The organism is Rhodospirillaceae bacterium (assembly GCA_018662005.1).
Classification (GTDB): domain Bacteria; phylum Pseudomonadota; class Alphaproteobacteria; order Rhodospirillales; family JABHCV01; genus JACNJU01.
On sequence record JABJHA010000038.1, the window covers coordinates 49,213 to 72,998 of the forward strand.

At 51.2% G+C, this 23,786-nt stretch carries 20 protein-coding genes; 10 read left to right on the forward strand and 10 right to left on the reverse strand.

Annotated elements, in window-relative coordinates; all coding sequences use genetic code 11:
* The first annotated feature begins 5 nt into the window (after nt 1–5).
* From HOL66_14895 to HOL66_14925, 7 genes are read left to right on the forward strand one after another with little or no spacing between them, the layout of a single operon-like run.
* A complete protein-coding gene (locus HOL66_14895; GenBank protein ID MBT5245523.1) occupies nt 6–1,073 on the forward strand; it encodes a class I SAM-dependent methyltransferase in 1,068 nt (355 codons plus the stop codon).
* Nucleotides 1,070–1,807, forward strand: a complete 738-nt coding sequence (locus HOL66_14900) for an acylneuraminate cytidylyltransferase family protein (protein MBT5245524.1) — start codon at nt 1,070–1,072, stop codon at nt 1,805–1,807. Before HOL66_14895 ends, HOL66_14900 begins: the two co-directional genes overlap by 4 nt.
* A gap of 5 nt (nt 1,808–1,812) precedes the next feature.
* A complete protein-coding gene (locus HOL66_14905; protein ID MBT5245525.1) occupies nt 1,813–3,210 on the forward strand; it encodes an aminotransferase class III-fold pyridoxal phosphate-dependent enzyme in 1,398 nt (465 codons plus the stop codon).
* A complete protein-coding gene (locus HOL66_14910) occupies nt 3,207–3,635 on the forward strand; it encodes a VOC family protein (GenBank protein ID MBT5245526.1) in 429 nt (142 codons plus the stop codon). Before HOL66_14905 ends, HOL66_14910 begins: the two co-directional genes overlap by 4 nt.
* Nucleotides 3,632–4,468, forward strand: a complete 837-nt coding sequence (locus HOL66_14915) for a sugar phosphate isomerase/epimerase (GenBank protein ID MBT5245527.1) — start codon at nt 3,632–3,634, stop codon at nt 4,466–4,468. Before HOL66_14910 ends, HOL66_14915 begins: the two co-directional genes overlap by 4 nt.
* A gap of 24 nt (nt 4,469–4,492) precedes the next feature.
* Nucleotides 4,493–5,263, forward strand: a complete 771-nt coding sequence (locus HOL66_14920; protein ID MBT5245528.1) for an SDR family oxidoreductase — start codon at nt 4,493–4,495, stop codon at nt 5,261–5,263.
* Nucleotides 5,260–6,099: an SDR family oxidoreductase gene (locus HOL66_14925; GenBank protein MBT5245529.1), complete on the forward strand. Its 840-nt coding sequence runs from the start codon at nt 5,260–5,262 to the stop codon at nt 6,097–6,099. The genes HOL66_14920 and HOL66_14925 overlap by 4 nt, the downstream gene beginning before the upstream one ends.
* An 8-nt stretch (nt 6,100–6,107) precedes the next feature.
* On the opposite strand, the gene HOL66_14930 is transcribed toward HOL66_14925, so the two are convergent.
* The 7 genes from HOL66_14930 to HOL66_14960 form a co-directional block, all read right to left on the reverse strand.
* The gene (locus HOL66_14930; GenBank protein ID MBT5245530.1) at nt 6,108–8,273 is read right to left on the reverse strand and encodes a tetratricopeptide repeat protein; all 2,166 of its coding nucleotides are present in this window, start codon (nt 8,271–8,273) and stop codon (nt 6,108–6,110) included.
* Between the two features lie 59 nt (nt 8,274–8,332).
* Nucleotides 8,333–8,713 (reverse strand): flagellar biosynthesis regulator FlaF, encoded by a 381-nt coding sequence (gene flaF, locus HOL66_14935; protein MBT5245531.1) that lies wholly within the window; start codon nt 8,711–8,713, stop codon nt 8,333–8,335.
* Nucleotides 8,714–8,728: 15 nt separating this feature from the next.
* Nucleotides 8,729–9,088 (reverse strand): flagellar biosynthesis repressor FlbT, encoded by a 360-nt coding sequence (gene flbT, locus HOL66_14940; GenBank protein MBT5245532.1) that lies wholly within the window; start codon nt 9,086–9,088, stop codon nt 8,729–8,731.
* A 150-nt stretch (nt 9,089–9,238) separates the two neighbouring features.
* Nucleotides 9,239–10,399: a hypothetical protein gene (locus HOL66_14945; protein ID MBT5245533.1), complete on the reverse strand. Its 1,161-nt coding sequence runs from the start codon at nt 10,397–10,399 to the stop codon at nt 9,239–9,241.
* Between the two features lie 173 nt (nt 10,400–10,572).
* The gene (locus tag HOL66_14950) at nt 10,573–11,697 is read right to left on the reverse strand and encodes a radical SAM protein (GenBank protein ID MBT5245534.1); all 1,125 of its coding nucleotides are present in this window, start codon (nt 11,695–11,697) and stop codon (nt 10,573–10,575) included.
* Between the two features lie 115 nt (nt 11,698–11,812).
* Nucleotides 11,813–12,988, reverse strand: coding sequence for a DegT/DnrJ/EryC1/StrS aminotransferase family protein (locus tag HOL66_14955; GenBank protein MBT5245535.1), 1,176 nt, complete (start codon nt 12,986–12,988; stop codon nt 11,813–11,815).
* Nucleotides 12,985–13,728 (reverse strand): hypothetical protein, encoded by a 744-nt coding sequence (locus HOL66_14960; GenBank protein MBT5245536.1) that lies wholly within the window; start codon nt 13,726–13,728, stop codon nt 12,985–12,987. Before HOL66_14960 ends, HOL66_14955 begins: the two co-directional genes overlap by 4 nt.
* A gap of 105 nt (nt 13,729–13,833) precedes the next feature.
* Here HOL66_14960 and HOL66_14965 point away from each other — a divergent pair, with 105 nt between their 5' ends.
* Complete coding sequence (locus HOL66_14965; GenBank protein MBT5245537.1) at nt 13,834–16,080, forward strand: TIM barrel protein; 2,247 nt, start codon at nt 13,834–13,836, stop codon at nt 16,078–16,080.
* A gap of 80 nt (nt 16,081–16,160) precedes the next feature.
* On the opposite strand, the gene HOL66_14970 is transcribed toward HOL66_14965, so the two are convergent.
* Nucleotides 16,161–18,275, reverse strand: a complete 2,115-nt coding sequence (locus tag HOL66_14970) for a tetratricopeptide repeat protein (GenBank protein MBT5245538.1) — start codon at nt 18,273–18,275, stop codon at nt 16,161–16,163.
* Nucleotides 18,276–18,287: 12 nt separating this feature from the next.
* Complete coding sequence (locus HOL66_14975) at nt 18,288–20,366, reverse strand: tetratricopeptide repeat protein (GenBank protein MBT5245539.1); 2,079 nt, start codon at nt 20,364–20,366, stop codon at nt 18,288–18,290.
* A gap of 403 nt (nt 20,367–20,769) precedes the next feature.
* On the opposite strand from HOL66_14975, the gene HOL66_14980 reads away from it, so the two are divergent.
* A complete protein-coding gene (locus tag HOL66_14980; GenBank protein ID MBT5245540.1) occupies nt 20,770–22,158 on the forward strand; it encodes a B12-binding domain-containing radical SAM protein in 1,389 nt (462 codons plus the stop codon).
* A 1-nt stretch (nt 22,159) separates the two neighbouring features.
* On the opposite strand, the gene HOL66_14985 is transcribed toward HOL66_14980, so the two are convergent.
* A complete protein-coding gene (locus tag HOL66_14985; GenBank protein ID MBT5245541.1) occupies nt 22,160–23,086 on the reverse strand; it encodes a class I SAM-dependent methyltransferase in 927 nt (308 codons plus the stop codon).
* A gap of 169 nt (nt 23,087–23,255) precedes the next feature.
* Between HOL66_14985 and HOL66_14990 the strand changes: the two genes are divergently transcribed.
* Nucleotides 23,256–23,780, forward strand: coding sequence for a hypothetical protein (locus HOL66_14990; protein ID MBT5245542.1), 525 nt, complete (start codon nt 23,256–23,258; stop codon nt 23,778–23,780).
* The last annotated feature ends 6 nt before the right edge of the window (nt 23,781–23,786 follow it).

Here is a 23,786-nt window from a genome sequence, read left to right on the forward strand (position 1 = left end):
CGCCCGTGCCAGAACATAAAACCTATTGTTTTGATATTGACGGCACCTTGTGTACCAACACTGAAGGTGAATACGAAGCTGCGGAACCGTTCGGCGATCGCATCGAGGTGGTTAACCGTTTGTTTGATGCAGGCCACCAGATCCTTCTATTAACCGCGCGCGGCGCCACCACCGGTATCGATTGGCGGGCCGTGACTGAAAAACAAATGACCGACTGGGGCGTTCGTTATCACGAACTGTACCTGACCAAACCGTCGGCACATGTTTATATAGACGACAAGGCTTTCAATTCCGAAACATGGGACTGGCAGGTCCATGGCGGACCACCGCCCTTGCCCGCACAATCGGTTATGGAGCAGGCATCCTATCTTGACGTGACCTATAGCGAAGAACGCGCACCGTTCGGCCCCTATCCGGCCCAATTGGCCACCTGGATCACCGAAAACCGTCTCCCGACCAAGGGACGACTTCTCGACATGGGCTGCGGACGGGGTGAATTTTTATCGGCTTTTTCCAAGTTGGGATTTGATGTCGCCGGAACCGATATCTCGCCATCCGCGCCCATACTTTCGCCTGATTTTGATGTCCGTGTCGCCAATCTTGATAGCGCCCCCATGCCCTTTGAGAACGACAGCTTCGACTTTGTTTTTTCAAAATCGGTGATCGAGCACACACGCACCCCAACCGTCATGCTGAAAAAGGCTTTTGATGTCCTGCGCCCCGGTGGTACGGCAGTGATTATGACACCCAGCTGGACGCATACCCATTGGGGGCCGTTTTATTGTGACCACACCCACGTCACGCCGTTTACCGCCTTGTCCCTGCAAGACGCCTTGCACTTAAGCGGTTTTGAAGGGGCACGGGCCGAGCATTTTATCCAACTGCCGGCGGTTTGGGAAAACCCGGCATTGAAACCGCTCACCTACTTGATACGAAAGCTGCCAATCCCGTTCCGCCCGCACATGGATGCGCCATGGCCGGAAAATATCAACAAATTTATTCGGTTTTCAAACGAAGTGATGCTGTTGGCCGTGGCCCGCAAACCCTTTTCGGCGGAGGCCCAGATCAAATGACATCCCAATGCGCGATCATTCCCGCCCGTGGTGGATCAAAAGGGGTTCCGGGAAAAAACATCCGCACCTTGCGTGGTCACCCGATGATTGCCTATTCGATTATAGCGGCCCGGGAATGCGCAAACATTGATCGTATCATCGTCTCCACAGACAGTCCTGAAATCGCCAAAATCGCCACCTCATACGGTGCCGAAGTACCCTTTATGCGGCCACCCGAACTGGCCGGTGATCTGTCGCCAGCGATTGATTTCATGACCCACGCGCTTGATCAATTGGCGCTTGAAAACGACAAGCCTGACATGATGGTCATGCTGTTGCCGACAACACCTTTGCGCGATTCGGCAGTGATTGACGAGGCCATTACCCGACTGCAACAAACCCCTGAAGCAACAGGACTGCGTTCGGCCCATGAATTGCCCGAACCGCCACAAAAAATGATGGGGATCAAGGATGGCTACTTATGCGGCCTGTTCCCTGATGATCCCAGGCCAGAATACTTCAACTTGCCACGTCAAACCTTTCCGATTGCCTATCACCCCAATGGATACGTTGAAATTGTCCGCCGTGAGACCCTGATCAACGAGGGGACCCTGTACGGCTCAAAAATTCAGAGTTTCATCACGCCCTTCACCATCGAGATCGACGCGCCGGAAGATTTTGACTATCTGCAATATACCATCGATCAACACGGCCACCCTCTGATCGATAAACTTGACACCCTCGGGAAGGCTTGAGCGTTATGGCCGCATTTGATTTCACCCGCACACCGCTCAAAGTTCCGCCCGTTAAGACCTATTTCCGCTGCATCAAAACGGCCATTCCGGTGCCGCAGTCTATCCCCATCCTTGAGAGGCTTTACAAATTTGAATCCCGTTCCATGCATGGCCAAATGCCCATTGTTTGGGATCGGGCCAAGGATTTTCAGGTCTTCGATAAATGGGGCAACTGCTGGATTGATTTCACATCGACCATTTTCGTCGCCAACGCCGGACACGCCAATGACGCCATTAGCACTGCCTTACGCGAGACCCTGGATCAGGATTTGCTGCATACCTACACCTATGCATCGGAAGTCCGCGCCGACTTCCTGCAGGCATTAATCGAATGCACTCCGCCTGAACTTGAAAAAGCCTATCTGGTTTCAGCCGGAACCGAAGCGACAGAAACGGCGTTCAAGCTGATCCGCCTTTATGCCGACAAAAAAAAGAAAAGACGCCACGGGGTCATAGCCTTCGATGGCAGTTTCCATGGCCGCACCTTGGGTGCTGCACAAATCAGCGGTACAAAAGCGGCACGCCGGTGGATAGGATTTGAAGATCCGGATATCTTCCACCTGCCCTTCCCCTATCCATGGGACGAGCAAGGCAACCCGCTAAACGAAAGCGGTCGCATCCGCTTTGAGCGTGATATGGAAAACCTGAAGGAACAGGACATTGATGTTGCCCGTGATCTGGGCGGCGTGATTTTTGAATCCTACATTGGTTGGGCTGCGGCTTTTTTCCCGCCCGATTACGTGCAGGCCTGGGCCGAATGCGCCCGCGCCAACGATTTCCTTATTTCTTTCGATGAAATTCAGTCCGGTTTTGGTCGCACAGGAAAACAATTCGCCTATCAACATTACGACGTCACGCCCGATATCATCTGCTGCGGCAAGGGTATTAGCTCTTCGCTGCCTCTGGCCGCTGTTCTGGGGCGCGCCGATGTCATGGACCTGCCTGATGTCGGCTCCATGAGCAGCACCCATTCGGCAAATCCCTTGAGTTGCGCCGCCGGTCTCGCCAACCTGCGTGAAATTGAACGCCTTGGGCTGATCGAGCAATCCTGTCAAAAAGGAGACATTCTACATCAACGCCTTAAGGAACTGCAGCGACGGTATCCCGACCATATTTCAAATATTCTTGGCGCCGGTATGCTGGCTTCCTTAATTATTCGTGATCTGGATACTGAAAACGGCGGTGGTGAACTGGCCAGCCATATTTGCGAATGCGCCCTGCGTAAAGGCTTGCTGCTTGTTCACACCGGAAGGGAATCAATCAAAATAGGCCCGCCCCTGACAATCCCGGAAAACGCCCTTAATGAAGGGCTGGATGTGTTGGAGCAATCTATCGACGACGTCCTGAAAGGCAGAGCGCGATGACGTCTGTCCGCCACGTCGGTATCGTCGTCAGCAACATGGAAGTGTCTTTGTCCTTCTACTGTGACTTGCTTGGCCTGCATACCGCCGATGTGGTTGCCGAATCCGGACCATTCCTGGACGGACTTCTGGGCATGGACAAGGCCAGGATACGAACCGCAAAACTGGCTGGTTCGGATGGACCGACGCTGGTCGAACTTCTGCTTTTCGACCAGCCAGAGCCAACAGAAGCCACACCGCTTACCGCCATTGGTCCTACTCATGTGGCGCTCAACGTCAGTGATCTGGATCAGATATACCAACGCATGATAGAGGCCGGTATCAATTTTAACGCCCCCCCTGCCCTGTCGCCTGACGGCGGCGCAAAGGTCGCCTTCTGCCAGGACCCGGACGGCACCTTTATCGAGTTGGTCGAGCCACAAAAATGACCGATGTGGGGATCATGCAAGGCCGTTTGCTGCCGCCCTTTGAAGGACGATTTCAGGCCTTTCCGGCAACCCGCTGGCGTGATGAATTTTCATTGGCAAACGAAGCCGGACTTGCCTGCATCGAATGGATTTACGAAAAGCCTCATGATCGACAAAACCCCCTTGGAAGCGAACAGGGGATTGCCGAACTGAAGCAATTGAGCGCCGAAAGCGGTGTCGATATTCGCTCAATTTGCGCTGATTATTATATGCAGGAACACCTGCTCGACCGGGAGGGTGTTCCCCATCAAGCGACAGTCGATCATTTACAATGGTTGATGCGCCAGGCTGCAAAACTGCCGGTCATTTATATGGTGCTGCCTTTTGTCGATGCCTCGTCCTTAAGCACGCCCGGGCAACGCGACGGCATCATCTCCCTGATGACTGATATAGGAGCGCTGGCAAGCAAACTTGGCCTGGAATTACATCTTGAAACAGATCTGCAGCCTGTTGTTTTTAGACAAATTCTGGAGGCCATTGATCAGCCCGCTGTCCGGATGAATTTTGATATTGGCAACAGCGCCTCGCTCGGTTTCGATCCGACTGAAGAATTGACCACCCTTGGGCCCTATCTTGGCAGTGTTCATGTCAAAGACCGCGCCCTTGCTGGCGGCACAGTCCCTCTGGGGCAGGGAAATGCTGACTTGCCGACCTGCTTCAACCTTATCCGTCAAAGCGGTTTTTCCCGCCATTTTGTACTGCAAGCCGCACGGGGTGAAGAAGGTCATGAAACCACCCTGGCAGCAAGCAATCGTCTATTCGTTGAACGCCATATGGCAACCGGCCCGGAATGATGTAGGATTTGTCATGGATTTGTCATGGATTTAGGGTTGCAAGATAAAATCGTCGTCGTTGCCGGCTCAAGCGGGGGTATCGGTCTGGCCATCGCCGACTGTTTTTTAAGCGAGGGCGCCCGGGTGCACATTTCCGCCCGCAACAAGGACAAACTTGAGGATGCCTGCCAGTCGTTACGTGACCAATACGGTGATGACCGGGTACTGCCATATTGTGGCGACCTGAGCGAACCTCCTGCCATCAATGAAGCCCTTGACCAGTGTAACGATCATTTCGGGAGTATTGACGCCGTCGTCGCCAATATCGGGTCCGGAAAAGGTACGACGGGTTGGGATTTGAAAACCGATGATTGGAATTCGATGATCAAGACCAATCTGGTTGGCGGTATGCTACTGGCGTCAAGCGCCGTGCCTTACCTGAAAGGACGGGATAACCCCAGCATCACATTCATTTCATCGATTGCCGGTTGCCAGGCAATCCCGGCGCCAATTCCCTACAGCGCGGCCAAGGCAGCGTTGCAGATGGCCGCCAAGAACCTGTCGCGCCAGTTGGGCGCTGATGATATCCGCGTCAATACGGTTGCCCCCGGCAATGTTCTGTTTGCAGGGGGAACATGGGATCAGAAAATCAAGCAGGATCCCGGACAGGTTAAAAGCTATATAGAGACGGAAGTGCCCCTTGGGCGTTTTGCAGAGCCACAGGAAATTGCTGATTCAGTCGTTTTTCTGGCCTCCCGCCGGGCCCGCTTTATCACCGGCACTTTATTGACCGTTGATGGAGGGCAAACACGATGAGCAGCAAAACCACCATCAGGGACGCTTTCGATCTTTCAGGACAGGTTGCTGTCATAACCGGCGGCGGTGGTTTGCTGGGAACAAAACATGGCGAGGCCGTTCTTGAATGCGGCGGCACCGCTGTTTTAATCGATCTGGATGAAGGGCGTGCGCAATCGGCGGCCGAAGACTTAAACGCCGAATATAACAGTCATTGTCTGGGTCTGGGCGTTGACATTACACAGGCTGATCAGGTTGATGCGGCGTGCCAAAGCCTGCTCGAGAAGTTCGGCCGTATCGATATCCTGATTAACAACGCCGCCAACAATCCCAAGATGGAAAACCAAAATGGTGATGACTTTTCGCGCCTTGAGAGTTTTCCCAGGGACATTTGGGATGCCGATCTGGCCGTGGGCCTGACAGGCGCATTTCTGTGTTCGCGCACCTTCGGGGCGGTGATGGCTGGCGCTGGCAAAGGGGTAATCCTCAACGTTGCCTCGGATCTGGCTCTTATTGCCCCTGACCAGCGCCTATACCAACGAGACGGCGTTGCCGGGGACAAGCAACCCGTCAAACCGGTTACGTATTCCGTGGTTAAAAGTGGCCTGATCGGCCTTACACGGTATCTGGCCACATATTGGGCCGATAAAGGCGTGCGCGCCAACGCCATTGCACCAGGCGGGGTTTATACGGATCAGGACGACGCCTTTGTCGAACGTCTGGCCCGATTGATCCCGATGGGACGCATGGCCAGCGTGGATGAATATAAAGCCGCTGTGGCTTTTATGATATCGGATGCATCGTCCTATATGACCGGTAGTGTCTTACCGATTGATGGTGGACGAACCTGCTGGTAAACCCTTGGTTACAAACCGAATTTTTCCCGCACTGCCGCCGCTACATCAACAAAAGTCGCGTCCCAGTTATCATTGATGTGTTTGCAGAAAAACCGCATGGACGGCGCCCAACCGGGCGCTTCAGGGTTGCCCAACAAGACTTGATGAATATTCATGGCAATGAATGTGAAGACCGGAACGGCAAGACCGCTGGCCAGATAACCCGCTGACGTTGGATAGCTGACAACGAGATCAAGGTTTGAAATCAGTGCCGCCAATTCATCCTGATCATCTTTCAGATCGATATCATCCCAGGTGTGCAGGTTGACTCCGTAGAGCTCCTGAATTTTTGCCCTGTCCTCACTGCATTCGAGATACATCAGATTGATAAAGTCCACCCCGTCGATCGACAGAATCGGTTCCATTTCCTCGATCGTAGATCCCCACTTGTTACGGCCAATAGGGTCATGACCGCTGCGCCAGGAAAGGCCGACCTTTGGCTTGTCTCCTAACGCCTTCAAACGTTCCCCCCAAAAGACTTTTCTGTCCGGATCAGCCTTCAGGAAGGCGTGATCTGGGTCGCTGGGGAAAGAATCGATGGTTGGACGGAAATAACGGCCAAGGTCGAGGACGGGTGTCTGAAAATCAAAGTCAACTTCCCCGGATTCCGCTTCCTCATAGTTTGCCGGGTACACTTTGGCGCCTTCGAAGGAGCGCTGAAACAGATCAACAAGCCGGGCTGAACATTCAATGGTAACTTCTGCCCCTGTGGCCATAATATCGGGGATCATACTGGCGTGGCGAACTTCATCACCTAAACCTTGCTCCCCATAGACAAGGATGCTCTTGCCTTCAAGGGAAGAACCGTCCCATTGCTTTTGCGGAAAATGTCTGACCGGGGATGAAAATTGTTCGTTATCCCAGCGATTTACATAGTTTTCCCAGGCTTCCTCCAAATGGCCATAACAAAACAACGCCAAGGCATAATTGAAGGAGGCTTCCGGTTCATCGGGCAACAGTTCGAGGGCCTTGTGGAACAAGGCGATGACTTCTTCCTCTTCCCCGGTATGGATCAGAATAAAGGCAAGCGTCATCACCGCGGGGGCAAAGTTCGGGGTATCGTTAAGAATGGAACGAAGCAGTTGTTCGGCCTCATCAATTTCAAAGAGAGACTGGTGAATAGCCGCTAGTTCACAGCGTAAAACGGGATTATCGGGGAAAATTTCCAAGGCATCTTTGGTGAATTTTTCGGCTTCGACAAAATTTTCCATCAACCGGAGCGTTGAAGCAAAAGTGGAAATGACCAAAGGCTGATTATTGTCCAATTCCAAGGACTTACCGAGCATTTCAAGGGCATCTTCATCCTTGCGCAGGCGCATAAGGGCCCGTCCCAGGTTAAAATAGATCAAGGGATTGTTTGTCTCGTTCTTGGCAGCTTTAATAAAATATTCGATCCCCTTGTCTAATTGACGTCTGGAGACATAGACGCTGCCGTAATTATTAAGCGTGCCAAAATCGTTGGGATCGATGGCAAGTGCTTTTTCGAAATGCTCAATAGCCTCGTCGAAATCACCATTGATGCTGCAAAGAAGTCCAAGATTACTTAAAGCCCCGACAAAACCAGGATCAATTTTCAGGGCCTCTTCATAACAGGAACGCGCCTCTTTAAGTTGCATGTCATCACGTAACGCATTGCCGTAATTAACCTGGTACTGAGGAGATTCAGGGTTGATGAGAACAGCTTTACCAAGCAAGTCGATAGCTTCAGACAGATCGTCGCCGCCACGCGCCAATTTATTGTCACGCAATAAATTTCCAAAATCGTTCATGACATCTGGATCATCGTTCTTTAGTTCCAGGCTTTGACGATATGCGTGCTCTGCCTTTTTCTTATTCCCTCCCGCCAAGTAAGTTTTGGCGAGGTGGTTATGGAACAGGGGTTGATTAGGATCGCTTTCGATAGCGGTTTCGATCAATTGCGCGCCTTCTTCCCAGAAGCCCAATTGATTAGCAAGAAACCCTAAAAGATGAAGTGCATCCGGATTTTCTGGATCGGCTTCCAGTACCTTTCTGTACAAGGCTTCTGCGGATTCCAGTTCACCTTCATTATGCAATGCGGCTGCACGCTGCATGATTTCAGGGATTGAGGCATGTTCCTGCTGCCCGATGCCATCATCATTTACACCATCATTCATCTTGACATCTTCCTTGGAGAGCGCCGGATTACGGCATTAAAACAGGGGGTGATAGCAACCTATTCAGTCGCCTCGTTGCCTGTAGGTGATGAACGGAAACCAGCCGCAATCTGGCGATTGATATTGATTAAAACATCCAGTTTTGCCCGAGATTGTTCGGCCAAGGCACTATAAGTCTGCTTATCTACAAAAATGCTTAAACTAATTAAATTTGATTTAATTTGTTCAGGTAGAGGGTTTTCTTCGATCATATATGTTTGTATGACCGTCCATATTCTTTGGTTGTAATTCAGAGCCATATAAAATGCTTCATCATCTTCTGTTTCCTTGGCGGCAAGCAGAAGTTGGGCGGCCTTTTCCAGGACGGCGGCATCCGTTTCTCCCGGGCTTTCAACCGTTTTTATGTGGTTATCATATGCGCTATATGGTGAACGGTTCATAGGCCAACCTTTTTGTTAATCCTGGAATAGTACTTTCTTTTCGTATTTTATCAGGGCCCGGGCGTTTTTCAATGCGCCATAAAAATCATCATCCAGAATGCGCGTGCCCAGCTCACTGATAATCTCAATAACCTCCTGAGATGGGCAGGCTTCCAAAAATTGCTTGGTAAGCTCAAAAAAAGTTGGATGGAGATTCTTACTCTCGTCAATTGAACCGGCAAGATACATGAGCAACGCCGTATAATAAATTCGCTTCGCAGGGGTATTGGCATCCTCTTCGGTCAGGATATCCTTTTCCCGCAGAATTGTTGTTTTGCTATGTACCAGAAAAGATGTGCTTTTGGGGCCGTTCTCGATAACAGTGCTACCGATCACCAGCTTTTCATGGGGCTTTAGTCTCAATCGTAAGGGCATTTGTCCACCTCTCACCCATGTTAATAGACTGATTTATTTGACAACAGGTTAATCAAAAAAAAACGGGTGGGAAAAGTCCCCACCCGTTTTCCGTTGTTAGACTTTCTGAACTTACCTGAACAATTGCAAGATACTCTGTTGCGATTGGTTGGCAAAGGACAGAGCAGAAGTACCCAGGGCCTGTCTGGTCTGAAGGGCCAGCAGGTTGGCGGATTCTTCTTCAAGGTTAGCGTTGATCAACAGGCCAGCACCAGCTTCAAGAGTCTGGATCAGCTCATTGGTGAAAGCTTCACGTGATTGCAGAAGACCAAGATCGGTACTAAAGCCAGAAGCCGTGGTCCGCAATGTTGAAAGACCGGATTTGGCTTCGGCGATGGATGTATCGATATTAGCAGCGACACTCCAATCCGCGGTCGCGGCCGTAAAGTTAAGGCCGGTCACGTTCAAAGTCGTCGAAGTAATGGTAATGCTCGTCGACTTTTCGTTGGTTGTTACGGTCAGGTCGTTACCGCCGATGAGGTTAATACCCTTATAACCGGCATCAAGATACAGTTTGTTGATTTCGGCAAGGACCTTTTCAAAGTCAGCTTCAAGTGACGCAACGTCAGTGCCGGACCCCGTAGAACCGTACGTGGTGGTGCCCATCGTGAACATTTGCGTAGCAAACGCTGATGTACCCGAAAGAGTAACCTCAACACCCGCAGAAGAAGTGATTTCAATTTTGTCCGAAGTGGTATTGTAAGTAGCGGTAATACCCGTGTCGGCTGCGGAAATAGCCGTCACGATTGACGCAATTGTATTCGTGGTCGAATACGTTACGGTCGCTGAGCCACCACCGGTAACGGCGACGGTCAAGACTGCAGACGTTGAAACAACAACAGCAGCCCAAGCAGCCGAAACAAAAGTCGAGCCACTATTTGTCGTTGAAGCAACAGCCAAACTGGAGATTTTAGAAACCTGAGTTGAAGCTTCTTTAGCCTGCTCACCAAGTGTCTTGGCCTGTTCAACTAAATTCGTCAGTGCCTCAATACCTTTATCAGCCGCTTTCAACGTCTGAACGGCCTGGCCCATACCGTCTTTAAGAGAGGTAAGGTCAGAAGCACGGTTGTTCAAACTACGAGCCGTAAAGAACGGGCTGGCACCGTCAAGGGCGCTGTTAACTTTCAGGCCGGTAGACAGACGCTCGGACGTACGCTCGAACAGAGCGTTGGTGCTTTGCAGGGAGAGGAGGTTTGTGCGAATACTCGCACTAAGATTTACATCGTTTGCCATAACTTAAAGGCTCCTATTCTAGGATAAAAGCAGGGCTATTCTGCCCTGTGACGAGATTCCTTCTCGTCAGAAACTAAAACGAATCCGTTCCAATTTCTTACCGTGAACTATATGCGCAGTTTTTTTCCGTGTCAAACCCTATTTTGAGTCAAAAAGGGGACAAAATGGCTGAATTAAGAGTCTAATGATTTCAATACATTAGGCAGCAGAATCTGTTTTTTTTGCAATCTGTGGTAAATTTTTGGCAAATCGCAGCGCTCATTACACTTATTCCCAGTAGGGAAATCGCCGGTAACGTGCCATCGGCGAAATTCCTTATAGGATTCGGAATTCCAGATCTCTTCCAATGTGTGGTCACGGACGTTTCCAAAGCTCATTTCGGTGTCATAATCCTGGGTACACGGAACCACCTCGCCATTGGCCATGACCGTAAGCGACGTCCACGGATATTCGCAATATTCGCTGACATAGTGGGATTTGTTCTCTATTTCGTCATCATCTTCAAAATACCAGCGATTATCCTGGCTTTTGACATAATTAAAGACATCCAGCGGGTCGAAAATGTCCATAAACCGTGATTGGGTCTCTAAATCATCATTTGAGACCCCCATAGCGATCATTGTTACGACGATGGTGGTCTTAAACCCGCGTTTCTTCTTCAAATCGATGACTTTTTGGATATTCTCGAAAGAATTGGTGAAATCGTTGCGTTTGCCGCGAATTTTCTTCTGGCCTTCGTCATCAAGGGCGTCAACGGAGAATTTCAACACACCTAGGCCCAATTCCATCAACTGTTCGATTCGCTCAAGATTGATATTGGCCGGCACACAGGAGAAATAAGACGGAATATTGCGTTCCGAACAGGCCCGAACCCGATCCAGAATATACTTATCCAGCAACGGCTCACCGTAGCCATGCAAGGTCACATGGCGGGCAACAATATGGAAATAGAAGCCGTTTTCACTTTGCGTCTCCCGGGTCACCCCATATCGCTGTTCGACGAAATCCCAAAAGTTCTCCAGTTCTTCCTCAGTGTAGGGACGGACCTGGTCAAGGACGTTTTCAAAGATATTGTCATCGATCCATTCATTCTTGCGCGTCATCAGCGTCGTGCGCGGACACATCACACAGCTCATATTGCAATAGTTGGTGGTCTCGATGTTAAAAACGTTGGGTTTGCGGTCGCGCAAAGCTTCCAGGTCATCGATAACACGCTCAGCGTCGCCCGGACCGACACTGCCAGCCAGGATTCGCTCCTTGAGCTCAACTCCGTTCATAAAGAATTCGATACCGTACATCAGTTTCTCCGAAGCAGGAATTCGATATCCGGCGCCAGTTTCTCCGGCGCCCAATTAACGACATTCATATTACATAAGCAGGTATTTTTGGCAAACAAGCCAATTTCACACCTTCCTATACCGTATCACCAAATTCATTAAGAGTTTGCCTAAGCGCGTTTTGCTGCACTTCGCGTTCTTCAGCATTTCGTTGATTCGAGGTGAATTGCATGATTCGCCGTTGCAGTTTTTTGGCGACGGGGGTCTCGCCCCAACCGATTCCCTTATCAGCCATCGCCGGCTCCTCACCGATCAATTGCCAGCAGGCATAAATGCCGTCACCACCATTTTTGATGAACGCCATGCGGAAGGCGTCCCAGGCAATATCCTGCTCGAGGCCCTCAAAGCGGGCGGCAAAGGTGAAACAACTGTTGACCTCGCCGGCCGGTAATTTTTGTGGTCTTAGCAATTCAGACTTGGCCAGCAGGTCCCGGTAGCCGTTACCGGCGGCGATTCGCAAATCGACAAGTTCAACGATGCGCTCGGTTTGCGCCAGCGCCACAGCCCCGGTCAGTTCGGACATCCGATAATTGAACCCGATTCTGTCGTGGCGTTGCCAGTCAGGGTTCTGGAATTTATCCCGGTCGATGCGAACCTTGCCCGAACGCGCCGTCAGGTTGGCAAAGCCGAGCCCGCCGAACTTGCGAATTTCCATGGCCAGGTTTTCATCCTGACAGGTGATCATGCCGCCTTCCCCCGCAACCAGATGCTTGGAGGCCTCAAAGGACCAGGAACCAGCGTCGCCAATGGTTCCGCCGACACGTCCCTTGGCGTCTGTTCCCAGAAAACATTCGGCGCAATCTTCAATGACCTTAAGGTCGAATTCCCTGGCCAGCGCCATGATCGCGTCCATGTCACAAACCTGGCCATACAAATGAACCGGCATGATGGCTTTGGTTTTATCCGTAATTTTTGCCCGAACATCAACGGGATCAAGCAGGAAATCATCCCAGCCAACATCGGCATAAACCGGGGTCGCGCCACAAAACACCGGTGTCACCCCGCACATGATCGGTGACAGGTTGGGAATAATGACTTCATCGCCGGGCCCCACGCCAAAGGCCGCAAGGGCCGCGTGCAAGGTGCTGGTGCCGGAATTAAAGGCGATGGCGAAAGGTTGGCCGAAGGTCTCGGCAAACAGGGCCTCGACCCGTTCGGTCATGGCCCCGTCGGCACCGGCGCGGAAGCCGTTATCGAGGACTTCCTCTATATACTTCATTTCGTTACCTGCGAAGCGCCAGCTTTTACTCATATATCCACCCGCTCGTTAAATTGCTGTTGATTGAGGAGAAACTCCCCCTGGCGGTGCCAGTTAATATCGACCAGCCCCAGTTTCAAAGCCTTCGCGGCAATTTCAGAACCCGGTGCATCCGTTGGCATCACTTCATACACACGACGGAAAAATTCGGCGTCTTCGGGATAATCCAGGGTTAGCCGTACATCCAGTCCACGTTCGTCGTCATTTAAGGGAATTTCTGCGATTCGCAGTCCCGCCGCCTCAATATAACGCGACACCACATCCGTATCGGTCTCCGGATCGGGGGCGAGGGCAAACATTTTATCAACTGCCTGACGGGTAAAAGCATAAGTCAGCAGGCCGCATACGACATCTTCGGGAACTTCGTAAACATCCCCGCCGCCGCCGCCCAACGCATCGGCTGCGCGCTTTGCGACATTAAAATCGACGGCCAGATCATCGCCATCAATACAAACCATGGCATCGGCATCGTGGGCGGCCAGGCAATCATGCCAGCGCTTGATTTTATTTAACCTGGCGCCGCGAAAAACGGCCACTCCTTCGGCTGCGGCAAGGCTCGCCAGGCGATCATCACTGGCATCGTCACTGGTGCCAAAGACAACCTCAAGCCCGGTCAGCTTGGCTCGTTGAATAATAATTTGATACGTCTGCAAGTCGTCGGTTATCTGGGCGAAGCATTTTCCCGGCAGGCGGCTTGACGTCGAACGCGCATTGATGACGGCGATGATTTTCATGACATTCTGTCCTTTGAGATAAAATCGCTAGAAACAGTATCTACCTTATCCCACCCGGCAATGGCAACCTTGTACAGACGGTTGTCATGCTGTTAAAGGTTAGCGATGATTATTCAACGCAACATTCGTGACTATTTGATTCTGGCCGATGAATCCATTCATGCGGCGCTTGGCAAGATCAGCAAGAACCAAAGCGGCTTCGTCGTCACCGTTACAGAAGAAGGCGCCGTCGAGGGGGTCCTGACTGATGGTGATTTCCGCCGCTGGATTGCCTCTGTCGAGGATCTAGACCTGAACATCCCTGTTCACACCATTTCAAAAAAGCAGCCCTTCGTCACCTCACTGAAAAATGACCCGGCAACCATCGCCGCCATGTTCAGCGAGGAAATCCGCTGGCTTCCAATCGTTGATCATAACAATCATATCACCGCCATCGCCTTTGCCGAACGGGGGCGCCTGAGCATCGGCGACTTTGAAATTGGTGAAGGATTCCCTGCCTTCGTGATTGCCGAAATCGGCAACAATCATAATGGCGAAATCGACGTCGCCAAACGCCTGGTCGATGAAGCCAGGCAAAGCGGTGCTGATTGCGTGAAGTTCCAAATGCGGGACATGGCCTCGCTGTATAGAAACACCGGCCAGTCCGACGACATCCGCGAAGATCTGGGCTCGCAATACGTTCTTGATACGCTGGCCCGTTTTCAGTTGGACAATGATGAAATGTTTGAAGTGTTCGACTACGCAAAAGAACAAGGCATCATGCCCCTGTGCACGCCGTGGGATCTGGCCAGCCTGCAACGACTGGAAGACTACGGTGTTGAAGCGTACAAGATCGCCTCGGCGGATTTGACAAATCATCAATTGCTGAGAGCCGCCGCGGCGACATCAAAACCGGTCATCGTATCGACCGGCATGTCCAGGGAATCCGAAATCATCGCCGCCACCGACGTGTTGCGCGAAGCCGGTGGACTGTTCGCCATGCTGCAATGCAATTCCACATACCCCGCCCCCTTTTCGAGCATTAACCTGCTCTACATGGACCGCCTGAAAAACATCGGCAAATGCGAGATCGGTTATTCAGGTCACGAACGCGGTTACGGTGTTGTCCTGGCCGCCATCGCCCGTGGTGCGCGGATCATTGAAAAGCATTTCACCCTCGATCGCTCCATGGAAGGCAACGATCACAAAGTCAGTCTGTTGCCCGGTGAATTCAAGGAAATGGTCCTTGCCATTCGCGATGTCGAAGCCTCTCTGGGCAGCGCAATGGAACGCCAGTTAACCCAAGGGGAGATGATTAACAGGGAAAATCTCGCCAAGAGCCTGACAGCGGCCCGCGATATTCCATCGGGCACCCGGCTAACGGCAGAAATGGTTGAGATCAAAAGCCCCGGACAAGGCCTGCAGCCGGACAGGCTGAACGACTTGCTGGGTCGGGTTAGCCAGCACGATATGCAAAAGGGCGATTTCTTCTTTAGCAGCGATCTTCAGAACAAGCGCGAGGAACCACGGGCCTTTTCATTCAAGCGGCCTTGGGGCGTACCCGTCCGCTATCATGACTTTGTCTCAATGGCATCCTTGATTCCGGCGGATTTACTGGAATTCCATTTCAGTTTCCGCGATTTGGAAGAAAAACCCGAAGATCATTTTAAGGAACCTTTCGATCATCAGCTAATCGTCCACGCACCGGAAATTTTTTCCGGCAGCTACCTGCTCAATCTGGCCGTCGACAATCCGGAAGAAGCAGCCCGGGGGGTTAGCGAAATGCAGCGGGTCGTTGACGTCACCCGAAGCATGAAGCCGTTTTTCCCCAATTCGGATTGCCCGTTGATTATCGCCAATGTCGGCGGCTTTACCGAAGCCGGATTTATTGATGCATCCGAACGCCATGACATGTACGCCCGGCTGGCTGAAAATCTGTCCAAGGTTAACACCGACGGCGTCGAAATCATCCCCCAGACCATGCCCCCCTTCCCGTGGCTGTTTGGTGGACAGCGCCATCACAATCTGTTCGTCGATGCCGATGAGATTGTGGAATTTTGCAATGCTGAGGGCTTTCGTATTTGCCTCGATGTATCTCATTCAAAACTCGCCTGCACCCATTTTAAAACCTCGTTCTCCAGCTTTATTAAAAAGGTCTCGCCTTTTGCCGCCCATTTGCATTTGGCCGACGCGGCGGGCGTCGATGATGAAGGTTTGCAAATCGGTGAAGGGGATATTGAATTTCCTGAACTGGCCGAACTACTGGAAACCTTGTCGCCGAATTCCAGCTTCATTCCGGAAATCTGGCAGGGTCACAAAGATATGGGTAGCGGATTCTGGCTTGCCTTGAGCAGACTGGAAAAGTGGTTCTAGATCAGTTCACGTTTCGTTTGAGCACGTTATGTTCAAACGAAACGTGAAAAACTGATCGATTTATTAAAGTGTGACCGGCTCTAGCGGGACGCACACCACAAGCGCCAAATATCCCGCATTTGTGTGGCAAAGGCCTGGGCAAATTTCTCACCGTTACAAAGGTGTGAGGCGTCCATTTTTTCCCTGAGCCCGGCGCGCAATCCTTCAAGCCTGTCCCCGTCATTGGCAAGCCCAACCGCCAGCCTGACGTAATCATCATGATCACGGGCGATCAGCTCAGGCAGACCAATTGTCGACAAATGGCTGAGCGAATGACGGCTTGCGAAGGTCTGCCCTGGAACGGTGATAACGGGCACCCCCATCCACAAGGCTTCGTAAGTCGTCAGGCCACCCGAATAGGGAAAAGGATCAAGCGCTATGTCCACGTCATTATAACGGGCAAAGAGCGCCTCGTGCGGTGAAGGACCTTCCAGCGTCAATCTTGAGCTATCAATCCCCTCTGCCATAAACATCGCGGTCAGGCGTTCGATGTTTGCGCTTGAATCAATACCTTTGTACTTGATCAGCAGATGTGAATGCGCCGCCCCGTCAAGAATTCTTGACCAGACGGAGACGACTTGCTGATTGATTTTGGCCGGATTACTGAAAGAGCCGAAAGTCACACCATCATTTTTCCTGAACGGCGAAGTTCCGACCTTTGGCGCATAGTCGGGCGGGTCGTAACACAACCAACCATCGGGCATTCTAAGGATGGATTCACTGTAATACTGTTCTTCATCGGCGAGCGTAGAATATTGATCAGACAGATAATAATCGATTGCCGACAGGCCCGTTGTTCCCACATATCCCGCCCAGGAAACCTGCAAAGGAGCAGGCTTGCGGGCAAAAACAAGAAGCCGGTTGTTGGCCGAATGCCCAGTCAGGTCAATAAGGATATCGATCTCATCGTTGAGGATGGTTGTTGTCAGATTCTCATCGGATTCCCACCTGATATCACGCCAGCTGCCGACCGCAGCCCTGTTGCGTTCAGACAAGTCATCGGCGATACAATCCGAATAAACGATGGTTTTAATTTCCTCCTTCGGCAAATTTTCTAACAGGCGAACGGCGAAGTAACCAACCGGGTGGCGCCCCAAATCCGGTGACACAAAACCGATGCGCAAGCGTCGGTCAGGGTCAGTGGTGTTTTGATGTTCCGGCCACTGTGCGCGCAACGTCTTGCCATGTTGTTCGTCCCACCGGCTGTGCAGTTGGTAAAGAGTTTCGGCGTTATGACCCAGCCGGTATTGTTCAGCCAGCAGTAAATTTGAATGGGTATCGGCGGATGATGGGCTCAGTTCGAGGGCCTTCCTGTAACTGGCCAGTGTGTCGTCCAGGTTGCCCAAATCCTGCTGCACATTGCCAAGATTATTATGTGCCTCTGCCAGGTCCGGATTAATGGCGATAGATTTTTTATAACTCGCCAGCGCCTGATCCAGCTGCCCCAGATCTCTTAACGCATTGCCAAGATTGTTGAGGGCGTCAACGTAGCCGGGACTGATATGGAGAGCCCTGTTAAAGCAGGCGACCGCTTCATCCAGTTGCCGCTGGTCCCGCAGTGCATTGCCAAGGTTATTATGGACCTCCGCAGAACCTGGATTGCTGGCCAGAATATCCTGATAAATCGCCACGGCCTCATCAATTTTCCCCATTTCACAACAGGTAATGCCAAGGTTGTTTTGCGCATCAACGTAATCGGGTTTGACGGCGAGAGCATTTTGGTAACTAACGGCGGCTTCCTCCAGCCGTTTAAGCTCTCGCAGCGCATTGCCAAGGTTATTATGGGCTTCGGCAAAATTCGGTTTGATCGACACGGCCTTCTGAAAAGCCGTTATGGCTTCGCTGGACATTCCTTTTTCTTTAAGTGCGTTACCCAAATTGTAGCAGGCATCGAAATGCCCGGGTTTGATGGCAATGGCCCGCTGGTAGGACTGAATAGCATCATCCAGTTTTCCCTGACCGCGAAACAGGACCCCCAGGTTAAAATGTCCATCGGCATATTTCGGGTCCAGCTGCAGGGCCTTCTGGAAGGCTTCAATGGCTTCCTCTACCCGTCCCTGATGGGCCAGCTGTTCACCCAGAATGCCATGGTGATTGGTCTTTTTACCTGACTTCTTGGCGGCTTTTGCCTGTAGGCGGCGTTCTTTTCTGTTCATCAAACTGTTCGTTTATTCTTGCAAGTTGAAGGTTTCACGAAGGCTGGCACTGATTTCTGTAAACACGGGTTCCCACGGATCGTTCATTTCCTTGCTGTGATAATGGGTGTTGGGGAACCACATGACATCATCCGTGCCCAACATAATGGTGTGGGATGTTTCGCCAATAAAGCCCAATGTCCGCACACCTAGCGCCCCTGATAATTCCGACACGGTCGACAGGCAAGAAACAACCAGATCAAGGCTGGACATCAAGGCTGCGACACCGTCGATATCGTCCTTCAGGTCGAGATCTTCCCAGGTATGAATGGTGACCCCGTAGTCCTGTAATGCCTGGGCGATGTCAGCCTCGGCATCGGCGTACACCAGACTGATAAAATCGACGCCCGGCGTTTTCAACAGGGGTTCCATTTCCTTGATTGAGGCGTAGAAGTGGCGGGAGTCGTCTTTAACGACGGAACTGTTCCAGTTGAGGCCGATTTTCGGCCTCGAACTCAATGCGGCCAATCTGGCTTGCCACAACGCCTGCTTTTCAGGGTCTGCTTTCAGATAGACATAATCATCATCAATGGTCGGAAAGGATTCAAGGGTTGGGCGGATATAGCGCCCCAGACTGGGCAATGAGCAGTGAAAATCGTAATGACGCTTGCCGTGCTCAGCTGACGCATACGGGAAGGTACGCACCTCCGCACCTTCAAAAGAGCGGCTGAATAAATCGACCAGACGTTCCGTACATTCGATGGTCACCTTGCCCCCTTGTTTCAAAACATCGGGAATCATGCTGGCGTACAGGATTTCATCGCCAATACCCTGCTCGCCCCACAGAATGATTTCCTTGTCATTCAAGGGTGTGCCATCCCACAGGGGATGCTTGAAGTGACGGTGTGTGGAAAGATAACTGCTGGCCTTATCCCGCCATTCGTAGCGCTGCCACCCTTGCGTTAAATCTCCTTGTTCAAAATGAACCAGCCCCAAATTGAGCTGAGCATCGGCAAAATCGGGTTTTAACTCCACGGCGCGCCGCCAATGCGCTTCGGCTTCTTGGCGTTTGTCCATCTGGCGCAACACATGGCCCAGGTTATTATGGGCTTCGGCATGTTCGGGCTGGGAGTCGATGGCATGTTGTAGATGCGTAACCGCTTTTTCTGACGGCCCCTTGGTGCCCAGGGCATTGCCAAGATAATAACTGGCCTCGGCAAGATCCGGGTTTATTTCAAGGGCCTTTGCGTATTGTTCCGCTGCTTCATCGACCTTGCCGGTGCCTTCCGTCGCAATTCCAAGATTGAAATGGGCTTCGGCAAATTCCGGATCGGCATCCAGCGCTTTGCGATAATAAACAATGGCCTCTTCAGGTTTGCCCATGACCCGCAAGGTATTGCCTAAATTATAATTGGCCCCGGTATAATCCGGATTGATGTCCAGGGCCTTTTTATAGTGGGTGCTGGCCTCTTCCAATTGCTTCCGGTTTTCCTTAAGAACGCCGAGATTGTAATAGGCTTCCGCATATCCCGGATTGAATTGCACCGCCAGATTATAGTGTTTGACGGCCTCGTCCATGCGCTCAAGATCTTTTAAGGTATTGGCGTAATTATTGTGAGCCAGGGCGTTATCGGGCTGAATTTCCAACACTTTGAGGTGATGCGCCACCGCATCGTCAGGTTTCCCAAGGGCGCGCAACGCAGCCCCCAGGTTGTTATGGGCCTGCGGGTAACCGGGTTGCAGAGTCAAAGCCCGGTTATAATGGGTAACGGCTTCCTGATGACGGCCCGTTTCGGCCAGACTGTTGCCCAGATTGTTATGCAGTTCGGCGTTGTCAGGATCGACCGCCAAGGCCTTGCCGATAAGATCAACAGCGCGCCCGAAATCACCCTGTTGCATGGCGATCCCACCGAGCAGTTGATTGGCGAACCTGTTCGCGGGATCAATTCTCAAAACCTGATGATAAGCATCTTCGGCCTGGCTTATCTGGCCGGATTTTTGAAACTGAACCGCCTGCTGCAACAACGGCACGATGTCAGCTGGCACGCCCTTTTTAGCCTGCTTTCTATTTTTTTTCGGTTTGTTGAGGTGACGTTTTGATTTGCGACTCATGAAAATATTCAGCCCACTATGCAAACGGTTTCAGGGAATAAATAATACAGAAACTCAATTTGGGTCGATCATGTCAAAAAATCATTACCGTTGGGTAAACTCTAATACCTGAACAACCCGACACGCAGAAGGGTTTAGAGCACTTCCGGGCTAATTTAAATTCATTCTAAAAAGCATTGTGCTGTGATTTTTTTAAAGTTATGCTATATTAACCTTCGCTTTCTAGAATTGAACCAGCGGACAACATCAGAATGATGAACGTCAAGACATTGAAAATCAACGCTCACTCTTGTATCCGGAACGCTGTTCCGGCGTTGGGCGTTGGCAAAAATTTCCGTTTGACGCTGCCGCTTTATAAGCTTCGCCAAGACTGCGGGGCTAAGCTGACACGGAGACTATAGCCATGCGCGTTCTACTCGTCGTTTACGATAATGATTCATACACCCACCTGTTTCCCATGGGACTTGGATATATTGCCGCCGTTCTTGAGAAAGATGGCCACGATGTTGAGGTTTACAGCCAGGACTACCATCACTATCCGGATCCCCATCTGACCCGGTATCTTGACGAACATAGCTTTGACGTCGTCGCCGTCAGCGTTATCGCAGGGTATTATCAGTACAGGAAGCTGCTCTCCATATCCGCTGCGATCAACGCATCGAAACAGCGCCCAGTTTATATGCTCGGCGGATATGGCCCGACCCCTGCCCCGGAGTTTTTTATTAATAAAACCGGGGCCGATATCGTTGTCATGGGCGAAGGGGAAAACACCGCTGTCGCCCTGATGAAAGCGCTTGAAAACAAAACACCGCTTGCCGATGTCACCGGCATCGCCTTCAAGGATGGCTCAAAGGTAACTGAGAACCAACGCCGTCCCTTAATCGAGGACCTGGACAGCATTCCCTGGCCCGCCTATCACAAATTTCCCATCGAATATTACCGGCTCGAAAAAGAACCGCGTTCCCAAGCGACGGACTTTGGTATGCCGATGATGTCGGCCAGGGGTTGTACGTTCAAATGCACCTTCTGTTACCGCATGGATACGGGGTATCGGGCCCGCGACCCGATCAATCTTTTGGATGAAGTTGAATTCCTGCATAAGGAATACGGCATTACCTATGTGTCCTTTCAGGACGACCTGTTGATGTCGTCGGTTTCTCATACGGAAAATGTTTGCCGGGAGTTCAAGAAACGCAACTTGCCGGTAAAATGGAACTGCAACGGGCGCCTGAACTATTGCTCCGTCGAACTGGTCAAGATGATGAAGGACTCTGGTTGTGTCTTCATCAACTACGGTATCGAATCAATGGACGATCAGGTCCTGAAGAACATGAAAAAGGGCTTACGCACCGACATGATCGTTAAGGGCATCGAGATGACCCTTGAGGCCGGTATCAGCCCCGGCCTGAACATGATGTTCGGTAATATCGGCGACACCCGTGAAACCCTGAAAAAGGCCGTCGACTTCCTGGTTAAGTATGATGACTTCGCGCAGATGCGCACCATCCGGCCGGTCACCCCCTATCCCGGTTCGCCCTTGTATTTTGACGCCATCGACAAGGGCCTGATCAAGGACATCGAGGATTTCTACGAGAACAAGCACGTCAATTCAGACCTGCTGGCGGCCAACTTTACCGAGATGAGTGATGATGAGGTGTATGAATGCCTGACCGAGGCCAACACCACGTTACTGAACAATTATCACGACATGGCTAAAAAGCAGGCGCTGGATCAGGTTACCAATCTTTACAAGGATCGTCAGGTTGGCTTCCGGGGGTTCCGCCAGCTTTAAGTCATGGTTTCCTTGCGATGGCGATGAGAGTATCCGACCAGTTTTTCTGGCACAGAAAGTCTTTGTAAGCGGCGTCGAAGTCTTCTGTCGGGATATCATTGAAAATCTCGTGACCGCCGGGTTTGCCGTGACGCAACCAGTGTAAATGGTTGGCATAACCAAAACGCTGGAATGGGGTGATGTCAATATCAGTGAAGCCCGCTTCCTGCAGGTAATGATCAATCGTTTCACGGGTATGAAGGATCAGGTGTTCGCTCCAGAAGCCGAAATCGTAAAACGCTTCCAGTTCCATTTGCTCAATCAGAAAATCCCTTGCATGGGGAATCTCAACAATAATAACGCCACCGCTCTTCAGCCGATCCCAGGCGTCCTTTAAATGGGTAAGCTGGTCTTCCAGATGTTCAAGAACATGAAATATGGTGACGACGTCAAAGGATTCTGCAAAATCAGAAAGAGATGGTTTGACCTTCACCGCCTCACCAAGACGCTTTTCAATGTCGTTTATGCACTCGCGCCGCAATTCAACGCCGCTCACCTTTGAGGCAACACCAACGCATTGATCCAGAAACAACCCGTGACCGGTGCCGAAATCGCAGATGGATCTGTTTTCAAGAAGTGATCGAAATTGATCAAGACGGCGTTCTTCATCTTCCAGCTTCTTCGACCGGATGACACCACTGTCAAGGGTATGAGAAAGATGTTCATCACCATCCAGATCGCCACCATCGCCGGATTCCGTATAGAACCGCTGATCGGGAATTTCACCCAGAAAGATAACCCGCGTTTGACGATCGACCAGAACCGGAATTTCCATGTCCCGGGTACGATGGTGAATAACCTCGATACAGTCGGGCGACACCAGATTGCATTCTACCAATGAGCGGTAAATTGAATTGGTCGCGTATAATTTATCCAGATCCGGTTTCATCTTATCCAACAGAAAAACTACCTTTATATTTGAATTTATACTGCCCGTGGATGATATCGTCCATATGGCTGCAGCGATAGTTTCCAATGACAACGCATTATTAAGGAAAGGGATTATTAACTTGCTGCACATTAAAGTCAGCACAGCTTATTGACTGGCTCGAGAACCAATGGAATGTGGTATAAAGGCTGCGGAAACCATGGATAGCATTGAGCAAGAAATAACCCTGGGAAAAGTTGAAATCCAGGAGGCTAAATACCAACAAGCCTCAGAGCGATTTCAACGACTGCTGGGTGCGCACCCGGACAACCCGGAGATTATACATGGGCTCACCATCATTGCGACAAATTCCGATGATCTTGAAAGAGCCCTGGCCCTGGCCAACAAGGCGGTCCAGCTCGATGACAAAAATAGTGAATTCGCAAACACCCTGAGCGTTGTTCGCTTCATGACGGGTGATAAAGGCGGTGCGATTGATGCACTGACCAAAATCGCTAACGACAATCCAGGCGACAAGGAAGCCCATATCAATTTGGCTGAAATGGCCGGTTCCGCCAACATGCCTGAAGCCGCCTACAATGCACTGGAACAATATTTGAACCATGCCGGAGCAGATGAACAGGTGCTCGATATCATCGGACAAATATTCAACAATTTATTGGCAGATCAACCAGTACCGGAGCGTCCTGACTGACTGAGG

Coding starts and splice junctions, on each gene's coding strand:
- flaF (MBT5245531.1), bottom strand. CDS start 8,713: ATGAACCGTTCACCATATAGCGCATATGATAACCACATAAAAACGGTT.
- HOL66_14915 (MBT5245527.1), top strand. CDS start 3,632: ATGACCGATGTGGGGATCATGCAAGGCCGTTTGCTGCCGCCCTTTGAA.
- HOL66_14920 (MBT5245528.1), top strand. CDS start 4,493: ATGGATTTAGGGTTGCAAGATAAAATCGTCGTCGTTGCCGGCTCAAGC.
- HOL66_14945 (MBT5245533.1), bottom strand. CDS start 10,399: ATGGCAAACGATGTAAATCTTAGTGCGAGTATTCGCACAAACCTCCTC.
- HOL66_14900 (MBT5245524.1), top strand. CDS start 1,070: ATGACATCCCAATGCGCGATCATTCCCGCCCGTGGTGGATCAAAAGGG.
- HOL66_14965 (MBT5245537.1), top strand. CDS start 13,834: ATGATTATTCAACGCAACATTCGTGACTATTTGATTCTGGCCGATGAA.
- HOL66_14970 (MBT5245538.1), bottom strand. CDS start 18,275: ATGAACAGAAAAGAACGCCGCCTACAGGCAAAAGCCGCCAAGAAGTCA.
- HOL66_14985 (MBT5245541.1), bottom strand. CDS start 23,086: ATGAAACCGGATCTGGATAAATTATACGCGACCAATTCAATTTACCGC.
- HOL66_14975 (MBT5245539.1), bottom strand. CDS start 20,366: ATGAGTCGCAAATCAAAACGTCACCTCAACAAACCGAAAAAAAATAGA.
- HOL66_14955 (MBT5245535.1), bottom strand. CDS start 12,988: ATGAGTAAAAGCTGGCGCTTCGCAGGTAACGAAATGAAGTATATAGAG.
- HOL66_14930 (MBT5245530.1), bottom strand. CDS start 8,273: ATGAATGATGGTGTAAATGATGATGGCATCGGGCAGCAGGAACATGCC.
- HOL66_14910 (MBT5245526.1), top strand. CDS start 3,207: ATGACGTCTGTCCGCCACGTCGGTATCGTCGTCAGCAACATGGAAGTG.
- HOL66_14905 (MBT5245525.1), top strand. CDS start 1,813: ATGGCCGCATTTGATTTCACCCGCACACCGCTCAAAGTTCCGCCCGTT.
- HOL66_14950 (MBT5245534.1), bottom strand. CDS start 11,697: ATGTACGGTATCGAATTCTTTATGAACGGAGTTGAGCTCAAGGAGCGA.
- HOL66_14960 (MBT5245536.1), bottom strand. CDS start 13,728: ATGAAAATCATCGCCGTCATCAATGCGCGTTCGACGTCAAGCCGCCTG.
- HOL66_14925 (MBT5245529.1), top strand. CDS start 5,260: ATGAGCAGCAAAACCACCATCAGGGACGCTTTCGATCTTTCAGGACAG.
- HOL66_14990 (MBT5245542.1), top strand. CDS start 23,256: ATGGAATGTGGTATAAAGGCTGCGGAAACCATGGATAGCATTGAGCAA.
- HOL66_14980 (MBT5245540.1), top strand. CDS start 20,770: ATGCGCGTTCTACTCGTCGTTTACGATAATGATTCATACACCCACCTG.